Source organism: Achromobacter sp. (assembly GCF_050285585.1).
Lineage (GTDB): Bacteria > Pseudomonadota > Gammaproteobacteria > Burkholderiales > Burkholderiaceae_B > Achromobacter.
The window spans coordinates 136,694-150,966 of the sequence record NZ_JBLZXF010000008.1; the positions used below are offsets into that span (position 1 = coordinate 136,694).

General features: G+C 67.4%; 13 protein-coding genes. 10 read left to right on the forward strand and 3 right to left on the reverse strand.

Annotated elements, in window-relative coordinates; translation table 11 throughout:
• Nucleotides 1-91: 91 nt before the first annotated feature.
• From ACN6PJ_RS13710 to ACN6PJ_RS13720, 3 genes are read right to left on the reverse strand one after another with little or no spacing between them, the layout of a single operon-like run.
• Nucleotides 92-1,117: a hypothetical protein gene (locus tag ACN6PJ_RS13710; RefSeq protein ID WP_427996416.1), complete on the reverse strand. Its 1,026-nt coding sequence runs from the start codon at nucleotides 1,115-1,117 to the stop codon at nucleotides 92-94.
• Between the two features lie 50 nt (nucleotides 1,118-1,167).
• Complete coding sequence (locus ACN6PJ_RS13715; RefSeq protein WP_427996417.1) at nucleotides 1,168-1,662, reverse strand: MarR family winged helix-turn-helix transcriptional regulator; 495 nt, start codon at nucleotides 1,660-1,662, stop codon at nucleotides 1,168-1,170.
• 6 nt (nucleotides 1,663-1,668) lie between these two features.
• Nucleotides 1,669-2,568, reverse strand: a complete 900-nt coding sequence (locus tag ACN6PJ_RS13720; RefSeq protein ID WP_427996418.1) for an alpha/beta hydrolase — start codon at nucleotides 2,566-2,568, stop codon at nucleotides 1,669-1,671.
• 226 nt (nucleotides 2,569-2,794) lie between these two features.
• On the opposite strand from ACN6PJ_RS13720, the gene ACN6PJ_RS13725 reads away from it, so the two are divergent.
• From ACN6PJ_RS13725 to ACN6PJ_RS13770, 10 genes are all read left to right on the forward strand, one after another.
• The gene (locus ACN6PJ_RS13725) at nucleotides 2,795-3,958 is read left to right on the forward strand and encodes an ABC transporter substrate-binding protein (RefSeq protein ID WP_043544719.1); all 1,164 of its coding nucleotides are present in this window, start codon (nucleotides 2,795-2,797) and stop codon (nucleotides 3,956-3,958) included.
• Between the two features lie 208 nt (nucleotides 3,959-4,166).
• Entirely contained in the window at nucleotides 4,167-5,087 is a 921-nt protein-coding gene (locus ACN6PJ_RS13730; RefSeq protein ID WP_427996419.1) for a branched-chain amino acid ABC transporter permease, read from the forward strand.
• Nucleotides 5,088-5,089: 2 nt separating this feature from the next.
• On the forward strand, nucleotides 5,090-6,052 hold the full coding sequence (locus ACN6PJ_RS13735; RefSeq protein WP_427996420.1) for a branched-chain amino acid ABC transporter permease: 963 nt from the start codon (nucleotides 5,090-5,092) through the stop codon (nucleotides 6,050-6,052).
• Nucleotides 6,049-6,816, forward strand: a complete 768-nt coding sequence (locus ACN6PJ_RS13740) for an ABC transporter ATP-binding protein (RefSeq protein WP_427996421.1) — start codon at nucleotides 6,049-6,051, stop codon at nucleotides 6,814-6,816. Before ACN6PJ_RS13735 ends, ACN6PJ_RS13740 begins: the two co-directional genes overlap by 4 nt.
• Nucleotides 6,816-7,520, forward strand: coding sequence for an ABC transporter ATP-binding protein (locus ACN6PJ_RS13745; protein ID WP_427996422.1), 705 nt, complete (start codon nucleotides 6,816-6,818; stop codon nucleotides 7,518-7,520). The genes ACN6PJ_RS13740 and ACN6PJ_RS13745 overlap by 1 nt, the downstream gene beginning before the upstream one ends.
• A 230-nt stretch (nucleotides 7,521-7,750) precedes the next feature.
• On the forward strand, nucleotides 7,751-9,739 hold the full coding sequence (gene siaA / locus ACN6PJ_RS13750; RefSeq protein WP_427996423.1) for a biofilm regulation protein phosphatase SiaA: 1,989 nt from the start codon (nucleotides 7,751-7,753) through the stop codon (nucleotides 9,737-9,739).
• A 22-nt stretch (nucleotides 9,740-9,761) separates the two neighbouring features.
• Nucleotides 9,762-10,301 carry a biofilm regulation protein kinase SiaB gene (siaB, locus tag ACN6PJ_RS13755; RefSeq protein ID WP_427996424.1) on the forward strand — a complete coding sequence of 180 codons (540 nt, stop codon included), beginning with the start codon at nucleotides 9,762-9,764 and terminating at the stop codon, nucleotides 10,299-10,301.
• 37 nt (nucleotides 10,302-10,338) lie between these two features.
• Nucleotides 10,339-10,716, forward strand: a complete 378-nt coding sequence (gene siaC, locus ACN6PJ_RS13760) for a biofilm regulation phosphoprotein SiaC (protein ID WP_427996425.1) — start codon at nucleotides 10,339-10,341, stop codon at nucleotides 10,714-10,716.
• Nucleotides 10,713-11,510, forward strand: a complete 798-nt coding sequence (gene siaD, locus ACN6PJ_RS13765; protein WP_427996426.1) for a biofilm regulation diguanylate cyclase SiaD — start codon at nucleotides 10,713-10,715, stop codon at nucleotides 11,508-11,510. Before siaC ends, siaD begins: the two co-directional genes overlap by 4 nt.
• A 39-nt stretch (nucleotides 11,511-11,549) precedes the next feature.
• Nucleotides 11,550-14,126, forward strand: a complete 2,577-nt coding sequence (locus tag ACN6PJ_RS13770; protein WP_427996427.1) for a sensor domain-containing protein — start codon at nucleotides 11,550-11,552, stop codon at nucleotides 14,124-14,126.
• Nucleotides 14,127-14,273: the final 147 nt, after the last annotated feature.

Sequence of the window (14,273 nt, forward strand, 5' to 3'; positions counted from 1 at the left end):
GACGGAATCGCCGCCAGAAGAGGCGGCGCGCGGGGGAAAGCTTCGTATTATCCCACCGGTTCGGGCCGGGGGACGTCATGGGGAGATCCCCTCAGGGACCGATCCGCATGGCGGCCACGTCCAGCACGCCGGCCTCGCGGTTGCCGAGCACGCCCCGCACCGTGCCGTCGGGGGCCTGCAGCACCGAGTTGCCGGCGGGCACGTCGTCGCCGCCGGCGCGCCGCGCCGAACGGCCCCGCGAAGGAGAGAACAGCAGGTCGCCCGCCTGGGCGCCGGGCAGCCCGGCGTTGGCGGCCAGCACCCGGGTGCCCGGGGGGTAGGTCATGTCGCCCAGGACGGTTTCGCGCGCCAGCAGGCCCTCGAAGCCCAGCATGCGGCGCTGGCCATCCAGCTGCATGTCCACCTTCAGCAGCGGCAGGCGGGCCACGTCCAGGGCGTCGCTGCCCTCGGTGCGCAGCAGCCAGCGCGGCGTGTCGCCGGCCGCGCCGGCCCCGGCGATGACTTTCAGCCAGGCGCCCGCGGGCACGGGCTGCCGGTCCAGGGTATTGCCGATCGCCAGATGGCAGCTGGAGAAGCGGGGGTGGCCGTCCCGCAATACGAATTCGATCCGGTGGCCGTGCGCGCACAGCCAGCCATCCAGCGCCTGGTCGCGCTCGATCTCGACCGACAGGGTTTCGGCCTGTTTGCCGTTGGCCGGGTAGCGGAACAGCCGGGTCGCGGTAATGCCCTGGATGGGGGCGGGGTGCGCTTCAGGGAAGACGGCGCGCTCGAACGAGCCCAGGTCGCCCGGCGCGGCCAGGCGGAGCTCGGTGCCCGCCGGCATTTCCACGCCGGCCAGCATGGTGGGCTGGGCCAGGACGGTCCTGCGGCCGGCGTCGGCCTGCGCGTCGCGCTGGGCCGAAAACCACAGGCTGAACTGCTGGTAGGGAAAGATGGCCCCGACGACGGCGAGAAACGCCATCAGAACGGTGCCGGTGCGGCGGTGGCCGCCCAGCCAGTGCCGGGCGCTACGGGTGGTGGCCAGAACGGCCAGCCAGGTCAGCAGCGTGGAGAGGCAGGCCAGCGAAACCGCCATCAACACGTAGAAATTGCCGCCAGGAAGGGAAACCGGAATCATGGCGGCAATTATGCGCCAAACCGGCGGGCGGTTTCAGCGCGGATGGCGCTTCAGGCCTTGGCCGCCGCCGAGCGGGTGGCCACCACCTGGAGCTTGAGTTCGCCCAGGGCCTGGAACAGCGCGTTGCGGGTGGCCTCGGGCAGGTCGCCGAACATGGACTTGACCCAGGTTTCGTGGGCGCGCGCCATGCGGGCGAAGGTCTTCCTGCCCAGCGGCGTAAGCTTGATGAGCGAGCTGCGCCGGTCGGATTCGACCTTGGTGCGCACGACCAGCCCTTCCTTTTCGAGCTGGTCCGTGATGCCCGTGATGTTCCCGTTGGTGACCATCATGTGGCGCGACAGCTCGCCCATCTTCATGCCCTTCGGCGCGCGCTGCAATTGCGCCATCAGGTCGAAGCGGGGCAGCGTCGTATCGAATTCGTTGCGCAGGCGGCTGCGGATCTCGCTTTCGACGAGATTGGCGCAAGTCAGCATGCGCAACCACAGACGCAGCGCGTGGTGGTCGTCCGGCGCGGCGCGGGATTCCAGGTCGGGGGCGTTGATCATGGCGAGTTACCGGGCATGAGGGGCGGGCGCCAGACCCATCTGTTCGAAGAGGGCGCGGGTCAGCGGGCTTTGGGTATCGTTGAGGCTCAAGACGAGGTCGTAATGGTTCGTGCCGGGCATCGGCACGTAGCGCCCGGGAAAGCCGCGTTCGAGCCAGGCGGCGAGGTAATCGTCGCTTTGGCGCTTGAACTCGGCCGTCTCGGTTTCGCCATAGCTGACCACCAGCGGGCAGCCTGCCTGCGGAAGCTGCAGGGCAGGGCTGTTGCGGATGGCGTCGGCCTCGCTCATGCGCATCCACTCGTTCACATGGGTGTGCACCAGGGGGCGCAGGTCGAACAGGCCGGACAGCGGCGCGGCGCCGCGGATCACGTCGGGCGGGACCTCGTAGCCGGCGTGCCAGCCGCTGGAGAGCAGCGCGCCGACCAGATGCCCGCCGGCGGAACTGCCGCAGATATGGATGCGGGCGGGATCGCCGCCGTATTCGGCGATGTGGCGGTGGATCCAGGCCAGGGCGCGCCGGTTCTGGTCCACGATGCGGTCCAGCGTGACGGCGGGGGCCAGGGAGTAGTTCACCGCCACGACCGCGGCGCCGGCCCGCGTGAAGGCGGGCGCCATGCCGCTGGAGTCGCTCTTGGAGAGCAGGCGCCAGTAGCCGCCGTGGATGAACACGAACACAGGCGCGTTGCGCGCGCCGCCGGCGGCGGGGAAGATGTCCAGCAATTCGTCGGCGTGGTCGCCGAACGGCACATCCAGCGCACAGTCCAGCGTGCGCCGCGCCTCGGCGCTGTCCTCGGCGTACTTCTTGAGTATCGGCTGGATGTCGGGTACTGTCGCGCGAGCGTTGTACTGGATGTCCAGCGCGGCGCGGTCATAATTGCGGTAAAGGGCAGGGTGAAGGGTGGCCATGGCGGTCGCTATCGGGAAACCCGTTGGTAAAAACCCTAGACTTGTTTTGGGGGATACTTTAAACCTAAACTATGAACCACGCCAGCTTTCCCTATGCTGCACAAGGGGATCGGGGTGGCTCAGGAAGGCGGCGCCACGGCGTCGGCAGGCCGGGCACAAGAAGTCCTTCGAATCGCACCTTCAAGAAGAAAACCCTCTGCGCGGCTCGCGCACGGAGCACACCACCATGCGTTTGATCACTTCCCTTCTGGCCGCCGCCGCCCTGGTTCCGGCATTGGCCAGCGCCGACACGATCAAGGTCGGCATCGCCAACGACATTTCCGGCCCCTTCGCGGCCCTGGGCGCGGAAGCCCGCGACGGCTTCAACCTGGCCATCAAGCAGCTGGGCAGCAAGCTGGGCGGTCAACCCGCCGAATTCGTGCAGACCGACATGGGCGGCAACCCCGACCAGGCCCGCCAACTGGTGACGCGCTACATCCAGCGCGACAAGATCGATTTCTTCACCGGCCCGATCGGCTCGAACGTGGCGCTGGCCGTCGGCCCCGCGCTGTTCGCCGCCAAGGTTCCCTACCTGTCGAACAATCCCGGTCCCAGCCAGTTCGCCGGCGCGCAATGCAATGCCTACTGGTTCGGCACGTCCTACCAGAACGACGCCTTCCACGAGGCGGCGGGCAAGGTCGCCGCGGACCGCGGCTTCAAGAAGATGTTCATCATGGCCCCCGACTATCCGGCGGGCAAGGACGCGCTGGCCGGCTTCAAGCGCGGCTACAAGACCCCCCCCGGCGACGAGGTCTATACCAAGCTCGGCCAGATCGACTACGCCGCCGAACTCGCGCAGATCCGCGCGGCCAAGCCCGATGCGGTCTATATCTTCCTGCCGGGCGGCATGGGCATCAACTTCGTCAAGCAGTTCGTGTCCACCGGCCTGTCGCAGAGCGTCAAGCTGATCGGCCCGGGTTTTTCGGCCGACGAGGACGTGATCCAGGCCGTGGGCGACCCGATGCTGGGCATGTACAACACGGCGCAGTGGGCGCATGACCTGGACGTGCCGCAGAACAAGGCTTTCGTCGAGGCCTTCCGCAAGGAATACAACGGCCGCTACCCCTCGGTCTACGCCGCCCAGTCCTATGACGTGATCATGGCCATGGACGCCGCCGTCAAGCAGGCCGGCGGCAAGGCCTCCGACCGCGCCGCCATCATCAAGGCGCTCGAAAAGGCGGACTACCCCTCGGTGCGCGGCAGCTACACCTACGGCAAGAACCACTATCCGATCCAGGCCTATTACCTGCGCGTCGTCGAAAAGGACGGCAGCGGCCGCGTCACCAACAAGCTGGTGGGCAAGGTGTTCGACAAGTACCAGGACGTCTACGTCGGCGACTGCAAGCTGTAGGGGGCGGGCCCACCCCCGAAGCGCTGCGCGCTTCCCCCTCGAGGGGGCATGCCCTGCGGACCGGCGAAGCCGGCTCCGCGGCATCCGGATGGAGTGACACCATTGCACGCGCGGCGCGGGGTGCGCCGGCGCGATGCGCAATCAGATTGGCTTTGGTGATTTGGCCGCGCGCGGGGCTATCGGCAACGCGCAGCAAGGGGAAGTTCTTATGACGTTTACGCTGATCGTCGAGCAATTGCTGAACGGTCTGCAGTTTGGGTTGATGTTGTTTCTGATCGCGGCCGGGCTGACCCTGGTGTTCGGCATCATGGACATCATGAATCTGGCTCACGGCTCGCTCTACATGGCCGGCGCCTACGTGGCCGCCGAAACCATGCAGCGCACGGGTTCCTTCACCGCCGCCGTCCTGGTGGCGGCCGTCGCCACCGGCCTGGTCGGCGTGTTCCTGGAACTCGTGCTGATCCGCCGCCTGGCGCTGCGCGACCATCTGGCCCAGGTCCTGGGCACCTACGCGATCATCCTCATCGCCAACGACCTGGTCAAGATGATCTGGGGCCCCGCTCCGGTGATGCTGAACATGCCGGCCGCGCTTTCCGGGCCCGTGCGCCTGCTGCCCGATCTGCTCTATCCCGCCTACCGTCTCATGATCATTGTGTTCGGCGTCGGCGCAGCGGCCGGACTGTACTGGTTCGTGACGCGCACCCGCGCCGGGGTCCTGGTGCGGGCCGGCGCCTCCAACCGCCAGATGGCCACGCTGATGGGCGTGCGCGTGCCGCTGCTGTTCCTGGGCGTATTCGCGCTGGGCGCCATGCTGGCCGCGGTGGCCGGCGCCCTGCTGGGTCCCATCACCTCGGTGCAGGTGGGCATGGGCGAGGAAATCCTGATCCTAGTGCTGGTCTGCATCGTCATCGGCGGCATCGGGTCGATCCGCGGCGCCTTCGTCGGCGCGCTGCTGGTCGGCATGGTGGACACGGCGGGGCGAGCCTTCCTGCCCATGCTGCTGCGCCAGGTCTTTTCCCCGGCCGTGGCTTCCAGCGTCGGCCCGACGCTGGCGGCCATCGCCATTTACGTGCTGATGGCGGCAGTGCTGGTGTTCCGGCCCTCCGGCTTGTTTCCGGCGAGAGGGTGAGCATGAAATCCACGATCTGGACGGTGGTCCTGTTGGCCGCGCTGGCGGCATTTCCCCTGGTGGCGCCCGCCCTGGGCCTGGACTTCTACATCTCCTTCGTGCGGCGCGTGCTGATCTACGCCCTGGCCGCGACCAGCCTGAACCTGATCCTGGGTTATGGCGGCATGGTGGCGCTGGGGCACGCGGCCTTTTTCGGCACCGGCGCCTACGCCGTGGGCATCCTGGCCATGTCGGGCATCACCTCGGCGCTGGTCGCCTGGCCCGCGGCCATGCTGCTGGCCGCGGTGCTGGCGTGCATCACCGGAGCGATCTCGCTGCGCACGCGGGGCGTGTACTTCATCATGATCACGCTGGCGTTCGCGCAGATGCTGTTCTACATCTTCATTTCGCTGCGCCAATACGGCGGGGAGGACGGGTTGAACCTGCCCGGTTATTCCAGCCTGCCCGGCATCGACCTGGCCAATGACGTCAGTTTCTACTACCTGGTGCTGGTCCTGTTCGCGCTGGTCATGTGGGTGTTCGGACGCGTGGTGGCCTCGCGCTTCGGCACGGCCCTGCAAGGCATCCGCGAAAACGAGTCGCGCATGGAGTCGATGGGCTACCCGGTCTACCGGCTCAAGCTGACCGCCTTTACGCTGAGCGGCGCCGTGGCCGGCCTGGCCGGCGCGCTGCTGGCGAACCACAACCTTTTCATCTCGCCCAGCCTCATGCACTGGACCCAATCGGCCAACCTGCTGATCATGGTGCTGGTGGGCGGCATCGGCCTGCGCTATGGCGGGGTGGCGGGCGCCGTGGTGATGCTGACCCTGGAGGAAGTGCTGCGGCTGTGGACGGAATATTGGCACCTGCCCCTGGGCGTGCTGTTGCTGTGCGTGGTGTTCGGCGCGCCGCGCGGCCTGGTCGGGCTGTTCGGCCCCATGTTCGGCGGCCGCGCCGCTGCGCAATCCGGCAAGGTGGGATCATGAACGTTTCCGTAACCCCGGCCCTGCAGGCTTCGGGGCTGGTGCGCCGCTTCGGCGCGCTGGTCGCCACCGACAATGTGTCGCTGTCGCTGAACCCGGGCGAGATCCATGCCCTGATCGGCCCCAATGGCGCAGGCAAATCCACGCTGATCCACCTGCTATCGGGCACGCTGTCGGCGGATTCGGGCACGCTGAGCGTGGGCGGCCGCGACGTTACGGGCATGAACGCCCACCAGCGCGTGTCCGCCGGTCTGTCGCGGTCCTATCAGATCACCAATATCTTCAAGCAGTCCAATGTGCTGGACAACCTCGTGCTTGCGGTGCAGGCGCACGCGGGCACCAGTTTCCGCTTCTGGAAGCCGCGGGCGGCCGAGTCCGCGCTGTACGAGCAGGCGCGCGAACTGGCGCGGGAATGCGCCATCGACGCCAGCCTGCTGGAACGCCCGGCGGGCACCCTGCCGCACGGCGAACAGCGCAAAGTGGAATTCGCGCTGGCGCTGGCCGCAAGGCCCAGCGTGCTGCTGCTGGACGAGCCCATGGCGGGGATGGGGCCGGACGAAACCGTCCGCCTTACCGAATTGATCGAATCCATGCGGGGACGCGCCGCCATGCTGCTGGTCGAACACGATATGCAGGCGGTGTTCCGCCTGGCCGACCGCCTTTCGGTGCTGGTGTATGGCCGCGTCATCGCGACGGGCACGCCGGACGAGATCCGGGCCAACCCCGAAGTGCGCCAGGCTTACCTGGGCGACGAGGAGACCGCGTAATGCTGACCATCGAATCGGCCAAGAGCGGCTACGGCGCCAGCCAGGTGCTGTTCGGCGTGGACCTGGAGATCGGCGCGGGCCAGGTCGTGACCCTCCTGGGCCGCAACGGCATGGGCAAGACCACGCTCCTGCGCACGCTGTTCGGCCAGCTGCCGCTGCGCGGCGGCCGGATCCATTTCGCCGGGCAGGACATCAGCGGCTGGAGCCCGGACCGCATCGCGCGGGCCGGCATGGCCATCGTGCCGGAGGGGCGGCAGTGCTTTCCCAACCTGACGGTGCGCGAGCACCTGACGGCCTTCGTGGCGGCGCGCAATCCGGACATCGGCGCGCCCTGGACGCCGGAGCGGGTGTTCGAACTCTTTCCCCGCCTGCACGAGCGCGCCCGCAACATGGGCAACCAGCTCTCCGGCGGCGAGCAGCAGATGCTCGCGATCGGCCGCGCCCTGGTCACCAATCCGCGGCTCCTGATCCTGGACGAGGCCACCGAAGGCCTGGCGCCCAAGATCCGCGAGGAAATCTGGAACTGCCTGGCGCGGCTGCGCCAGGCGGGGCAGACCATCCTGGTCATCGACAAATATGTCGAACGGCTGCTCAGCCTGGCCGACCGGCACGTGATCCTGGAGCGCGGCAAGGTGGTATGGACAGGCGATTCGCAGGCCCTGGACGCCGACCGCGGTCTCTGGGAACGCTACCTGGGCGTGTAGCGGGAAAGCCGCAGTCCGCGCCGGAACATACTCGCCGCATTGATATAAATCGCAATAAATCGGCATTTACATTGCCGCGATGAAACTTATGGCGAATCGGGTGTTTACACTCGCTTTCGCCAGTTTCAATTGGATCCACTGTTATCTACACTTGTCGCGCCGGGCGCGCCGCCCCGGGGCGCCCGGAGCGGGCGCGTCACGTTTTATTCGAGTTGTCAGGAAAACTTCGCATGGCGAAATGGGGTTTGCGCAGGAAATCGTTGATGGCGCTGCTGTTGGCGTGCGTGGTCGCCCTGGCGCCGGCGGCATTGATTGGATGGCAGGTGCTGGACGGGGTCAGGGAGCACTTCGGGCGCGCTTTCGCCGACAACTTCACGCAATTGAACCGCCAGCGCATCCTGGCGCCGGTCTCGCGCGAACTCGCCCTGTCCTTGCGGCTGGCCGATAGCGAAGTCACGCGGCGCTGGCTGCGCCACGAAAGCGATGCCGCCGCGCGCGAGCTGTTCTTCCGCGAAGCCGACGGCTACCGGCGGGATCTGCTGGGGCGGGCCTATTTCATCGCCAGCGCGGCCTCCGGCAATTACTACTTCAACGACGAGCAGCCGCTGTCAGAAGCGCCGCGCTACACGCTCAGCCGTACGGCGGCCGACGACGGATGGTTCTATCTGACGCTGAAATCCCCCGCAAAATACAACATCAACGTCAATCCGGACCTGAAGCTGAAGACCACGAAAGTGTGGATCAACGTCCAGGTGCGCGACGGCGACCGCGTCCTGGGGCTGACGGGATCGGCCCTGGACGTCGGCGGCTTCCTGCGCGATTTCGTCAACAGCGGCCAGCCGGGCGTCACGCCCATCATCGTCGACACGGAAGGCGCCATCCAGGCGCACATGGACGCTTCGCTCATCGCCTACAACTCGGGCGCGGGCGGCGCCGGCAACGGCCGTGGAATGGTGTTCAACCTGCTGGACGGCGGGGAAGGGCGGGACGAGCTGGCCGCCGCCATGAAGGCGGCCCAGGCCGACCCGCAGTCGGCGCAGTCGGCCTGGGTGACGATGGACGGCGTCCGGCAGCTGGTGTCCGTGGCCTATATGCCCGAACTCCGCTGGCACGTGCTGACCGTGGTGGACCTGGGCGCCGCCCGCGTGCTGGATACGGATTGGCTCTGGCCGGCGGCGATCGGCCTGGTGGTGCTGTTCGCGGCCATGCTGCTGTGCTTCGGGTACGCGATCGAGCGCCTGATGCTGCGCCCGCTGCGCCGCCTGCAGCAGTCGGCGCGGGCCATCGCCGACGGCAGCTACGATGTGCGCCTGCCGCCGGGCGGCCAGGACGAGATCGGCGACCTCAGCCGCGCCTTCGGGGTCATGGCCGACAAGGTGCGCCAGCACACGGCCGAACTGGAAACCAAGGTGCGCGAACGGACCTCCGAGCTCGAGGACGCCAACCGCGCCATGGCCGCCGCCCACAAGAAGATCGACGATTCCATCGACTACGCCAGCCTGATCCAGCGCGCCATCCTGCCGGACCGCCAGCTGACCCAGTCGCTGGGCGCGCACCATTTCGTGCTGTGGAAGCCGCGCGACGTGGTGGGGGGCGATTTCTACGTATTCCGCTCGGACGGCGCCAACTGCCTGCTGGGCATCATGGATTGCGCCGGCCACGGCGTGCCCGGGGCGCTGATGACCATGCTGGCCCGTGCCGCCATCGACCTGGCGATCACCGAGGTCGGCCCGGCCGATCCCGCCGCCATCCTTGGCCGCACGGACAGCGCGATCCGCGCCATGCTTGCGGACGCGCAATTGCCGCGGGCGCTGGCCACCAATACCGATGCGGGCCTGGTATATATTGACCGCCAGGCCGGCCGGCTGCTGTACGCCGGCGCCAAGATCAGCCTGTACGCAAGCAATGGCGAGGTCCTGCGCGAAGTGCCCGGAGGCAAGCGCGCGCTGGGCGACAAGCGCACCGAGACATACCAGAACATCGAATTGAAGCTGGAACCCGGCTGGACCTATTACCTGGCCACGGACGGGTTCCTGGACCAGGCCGGCGGCGAGCATGGCTTCGGTTTCGGCAACACGCGTTTCGCCGGAATGCTCAAGAGGCACGCGCGCCAGCCGTTAACCGAACAGGCGGCCGCATTTACCCAGGCCCTGGCGGAGTACCAGGGCGGACGGCCACAGCGCGACGACATCACCTTGCTGTCGTTCCGTTTCGAATAAACGTAATCAGGGCGTAACCTCCATGAATGCCTCCGATCTCTACGCATTGGGCGAACGATTCAACCAGAATCGCACGTTGCTGTGCTTCAACGGACCGATTTCCCGCAGCCTGATCGAGGAAATCGGCAACGCGCTCAAGAACTACCTGAACGCCGAGCACGCCCGGCCGGCGGAAGCCATGGATGTGTTCTCGGTCTACATCGAAATGATCCAGAACATCCGCCAGTATGCGGCGCAGAACGGCGACGTGGACGCGTCGGCCACCGTGGTGATCGGCCGCCGCGACGATAGCCGCTACGTGGTGTCCGCGGGCAACCTCGTCAAGGCCGGAGACGGCGAACTGCTGGTTGCGCGCATCCAGGAACTGGCGGCGCTGGACAAGCCCGCCCTGAAGGCTGAATACAAGCAGCAGCTGCACAAGCCGCGCGCCCAGGGCGTCGCCTCGGGCGCGGGCCTGGGGCTGATCGATATCGCCCGCCGCGCCGGCGCGCCGCTGGATGCCAGCCTGACCCCAGCCAAGGGCGCGGGGCAGGCGTTCTTCAGCCTGAGCGTCGTGATTTGAAGGCGCGCGCGCCCAAGCAATATTTTCGGAGCAATTGATGAAAGACCTGAACATTCCCGGGACGCAGTCCACGCCCGCCATCGACGCCGATGCCGCAGCCGGCGTGCTGGCGATGCGCGGCGACTCCTATCCCGAGAATTCCTTTGAACTCTTCGGCCCGGTCATCGAGTGGGTCGAGGCCTACCTGCTGGGCAGCGCGGCGCCCTTGAAGCTGGAGTTGGAGCTGCTGTACCTGAACACCAGCAGCATCAAGTCCGTCATGGATATCTTCGACCTGCTGGAGGCGGCGCACGGCAAGGGCCGCGAGGTCAGCGTCACCTGGTACTACGACATGCGCAACGAGCGCGTGGGGGAGCTGGCCGAGGAATTCAAGGAAGACTGCACCTTCCCCTTTTCGGTCGTCGGCCGCCAATGAAACCCGACGCCGCCCAGCTGGACAAACGCATCTCCGCGCTGCTGGCCGATCCGGCCTACGAGGGGCACCCCCTGCGCGAGGCACTGGAAGCGCTGTGGCGGCATACCGCGGAACAGATGGCGCGCATCGAACGCGTGACCCAGCTGTCGGACGCCTACCAGAGCATGGCGCACGAGCGCGAGCTGGGCCTGTGCGACCGGTTCGACCGGCAACTGCGCCGGCTGACGCGCATCGCGCGGATTTCGGACCACTATCAGAGCATGATGCGCGACCTGAACGTCGCGCTGCTGGAAACCTCCAACCGCGATCCGCTGACCGGGCTGCTGAACCGGCGCGCGCTGATGGAAATGATCAAGCAGGAGGTCCAGCGCGCCTCCCGTGGCGGCGAGAGCTTCGTGGTGGCCATGCTGGACGTGGACCACTTCAAATCGGTCAACGACCGCTACGGCCACGAAACCGGCGACCGCGCCCTGGTCGAATTGGCCGGGGTGCTGGGCAAGAACCTGCGCGAGTACGACCTGTGCGGCCGCTGGGGCGGAGAGGAGTTTCTGGTGCTGCTTCCCAGCACGCAGTCCGAAGCGGCGCAGCGCGTCATGGACAGGCTGGTCGGCGCGGTGCGGGCGCTGACGATCGCGGCCGGCGACGGCGTGTTGAGGCTGACGATCAGCATAGGCATGGCGTACCACCAACTGGGAGAGACTTTTTCGGAGACGCTCAGCCGCGCGGATCAGGCGCTGTACCTCGCCAAACAGGACGGCCGCGACCGTGTCGCCCTGGGTTTTCCCAAGCGCTGAATGAAACCGGACCCGCTGTTATCCGGCATGGAGCCCCATATGCTTGATTCTTATCCAGGCGCTTTCGCCGCGGGGCCTCAACGGGCCGCTTGGAGCGCGGGCAATTACCTGACGGCGATGGATCGGGCGCTGCTGCTGTTCGATTTCGACGCGGCCGGCTCCCTGGTGCGCGCCAATGAGAACTTCCTGGCCGCCGTGGGATACCCGCGCGAGGAAGCCCTGACCCTGCGCCACGACATGCTGTGCGACAGCCTGGACGAAGGCAAGGGCATCGTCGGCGGGGAGCAGGTCTGGACCCGGTTGCTGGGGGGCAGACACTTCTCGGGCACCTGCCGCTATCGCAGGAAGGGCGGAAATTTCCTCTGGATCGAAGCGACTTACGTTCCAATACTCGACGAAGCGGGCGAAGTGGCGCGCATTACCGTCATTTCGCGGCGTTCCATCGCGGACGCGGAGCGCCAGGAGGAGATCCGCCTGCTGCTCCTGGGCATCAACGAAACCGGCAACGCCGTCGCCGTGTCGGGCCAGGACGGCCGCATCGTCTACGTGAACGACGGCTTCAAGCGCATGCTGGGATTCTCCCGGGGCGACGCCGTGGAGCAGGAGCTCGGCGAATTGCTGTCCGGGGGCAGGCAGGACGGCGGCACGCGCGAGGAACTGGCGCGACGCATCGCCTGCCGCGAGGGCTATCACAAGGACGTGCTGGTCTACGACCGGGCCGGCCGGCCGCTGTGGGTTTCCGTGATGGCCAACTCCGTGTTCGACGATCGCGGCGCCCTGGTCAACATCGTGGATGTGCTGACGGACATCACGCCCACCAAGGTGCACGAGGTGCTGCAGCGCCGCGTGCTGCAGGCCATGGTCAACGAGGCCTCGGTGATCGAGGTCATGAACATGGTGTGCCGCGAGGTGGAACGGCTGGCGCCCGAGGTGGCGGCCAGCGTGCTGCGGGTGGACGATGCCGGCCTGTTGCGGCCGCTGGCCGCGCCCAGCCTGCCCGTCGCCTACGCGGAGGCGCTGGACGGCGCGGCCATCGGCCCGCAGGCGGGAGCCTGCGGCACGTCCGCCTTCCTGGGCAGGCCGGTCATCGTGCCCGACATCGCCACCGATCCGCTGTGGGACGGCTATCGCGACATGCCGCTGCCGGAGGACATCAAGGCGTGCTGGTCCTCGCCCATCAAGTCCAGCGACGGACGGGTGATCGGAACCTTCGCCTTCTATTTCCGCGAACGGCGCCTGCCCGACGATTTCCACCACCGGCTGGTGGACGTATGCGTCTATCTCTGCGCCCTGGCGCTGGAGCGCGAAGAGGCCCGCGCCCGCATCCGCCAGCTGGCGTTCTACGACGAATTGACGGGCCTGCCCAACCGCAACCTGCTGCTGGCGCAGGCCGAGCAGGCCATCGCCCGCGCCGAGCCCGAGCGCAAGCGCGTGGCGGTGCTGTTCCTGGACCTGGACCGCTTCAAGCAGGTCAACGACACGCTCGGCCATCCCATCGGCGACGCCCTGCTGCGCGACGTGGCCCAGCGCCTGCGCCGGCTGGCGCGGGCAAGCGACATCGTCGGCAGGCTGTCGGGCGATGAATTCGTGATGCTGATGCCGGACTTCGAGCATGGCCGCCTGACCGCGGCGGCCGAGCACGTCCTGGTGGCGCTCGCCCAGCCGTTCTCGGTGGGCGGCATCACCCTGAACCCGTCCGTCAGCATCGGCATCAGCGTGTTCCCCGAGAACGGGCGCGACATGGATACGCTGCTGCGCCACGCCGACATGGCGATGTACCAGGCCAAGACGGCGGGGCGCAACCGCATTTCCTTCTTCAGCGCCGAAATGAACCGGCAGGCGCAGGAGAGACTGGCGCTGGAGGCCGCGCTGCGCGATGCGCTGGAGGAAAAGGCCCTGCGCCTGCACTACCAGCCCCAGGTCGGCCTGGAGAACGGCGCCCTGTACGGGGTGGAGGCGCTGGCACGCTGGCGGCATCCGACCCTGGGCGATATTTCCCCCGCGCGCTTCGTGCCCCTGGCCGAGGAGTGCGGGCTGATCGGGGACCTGGGCGACTGGGCCCTGCGCGAGGCGTGTTCGCAGCTGGCGGTCTGGCGCGCCAAGGGACTGCGGGTGCCGTCGGTGTCGGTGAACCTCTCGGCGACCAATTTCCACAACCTGAACCTGCCCCGGATGATCGAGGCCATCCTGTCCGAGTTCGGCCTGGCGCCGGCGGACCTGATGCTGGAAATTACCGAAGGCGTGGTGCTGGACGCCACCGCGGGCACGCTGCGCACCATCGCCGAGCTGCACCGGCTGGGCGTGCGCCTGTCGATGGACGATTTCGGGACGGGCTATTCCAGCCTGGGGCACTTGCGCCGGCTGATCGTGGACGAACTGAAACTGGACCGCAGCTTCGTCCAGGGCCTGGAAAGCGACGACGCCGCCCGCGCGCTGACCAGCGCCGTCATCCGGATCGGCGAGAGCCTGAGCCTGCCGGTGGTGGCAGAGGGCGTCGAAAACGAAGAACAGCGGCGTTTCCTGATCGAACAGGGGTGCGCGGCGGGGCAGGGTTTCCTGTTTTCTCCGCCGTTGCCGGCCGAGGAGTTGGAAGAGTGGTTACGGGGGAGGCCGTAAGGGCTTTATTTGTTTGCGGGCTGGCGGTGTCGGTTGAGTTTTCAAGACGCCCGCCGCGACGGGCTCGGGTGCTTGAAACTTGACGTCACCGGGGGCTTGCGCGGCGTCTTGCGGTTGGCGATGACGCTGCGCGCTGCCGGGAAGAGG

Coding starts and splice junctions, on each gene's coding strand:
- ACN6PJ_RS13770 (WP_427996427.1), top strand. CDS start 11,550: ATGCTTGATTCTTATCCAGGCGCTTTCGCCGCGGGGCCTCAACGGGCC.
- ACN6PJ_RS13710 (WP_427996416.1), bottom strand. CDS start 1,117: ATGATTCCGGTTTCCCTTCCTGGCGGCAATTTCTACGTGTTGATGGCG.
- ACN6PJ_RS13725 (WP_043544719.1), top strand. CDS start 2,795: ATGCGTTTGATCACTTCCCTTCTGGCCGCCGCCGCCCTGGTTCCGGCA.
- ACN6PJ_RS13720 (WP_427996418.1), bottom strand. CDS start 2,568: ATGGCCACCCTTCACCCTGCCCTTTACCGCAATTATGACCGCGCCGCG.
- ACN6PJ_RS13715 (WP_427996417.1), bottom strand. CDS start 1,662: ATGATCAACGCCCCCGACCTGGAATCCCGCGCCGCGCCGGACGACCAC.
- siaC (WP_427996425.1), top strand. CDS start 10,339: ATGAAAGACCTGAACATTCCCGGGACGCAGTCCACGCCCGCCATCGAC.
- siaD (WP_427996426.1), top strand. CDS start 10,713: ATGAAACCCGACGCCGCCCAGCTGGACAAACGCATCTCCGCGCTGCTG.
- ACN6PJ_RS13735 (WP_427996420.1), top strand. CDS start 5,090: ATGAAATCCACGATCTGGACGGTGGTCCTGTTGGCCGCGCTGGCGGCA.
- ACN6PJ_RS13730 (WP_427996419.1), top strand. CDS start 4,167: ATGACGTTTACGCTGATCGTCGAGCAATTGCTGAACGGTCTGCAGTTT.
- siaB (WP_427996424.1), top strand. CDS start 9,762: ATGAATGCCTCCGATCTCTACGCATTGGGCGAACGATTCAACCAGAAT.
- ACN6PJ_RS13745 (WP_427996422.1), top strand. CDS start 6,816: ATGCTGACCATCGAATCGGCCAAGAGCGGCTACGGCGCCAGCCAGGTG.
- ACN6PJ_RS13740 (WP_427996421.1), top strand. CDS start 6,049: ATGAACGTTTCCGTAACCCCGGCCCTGCAGGCTTCGGGGCTGGTGCGC.
- siaA (WP_427996423.1), top strand. CDS start 7,751: ATGGCGAAATGGGGTTTGCGCAGGAAATCGTTGATGGCGCTGCTGTTG.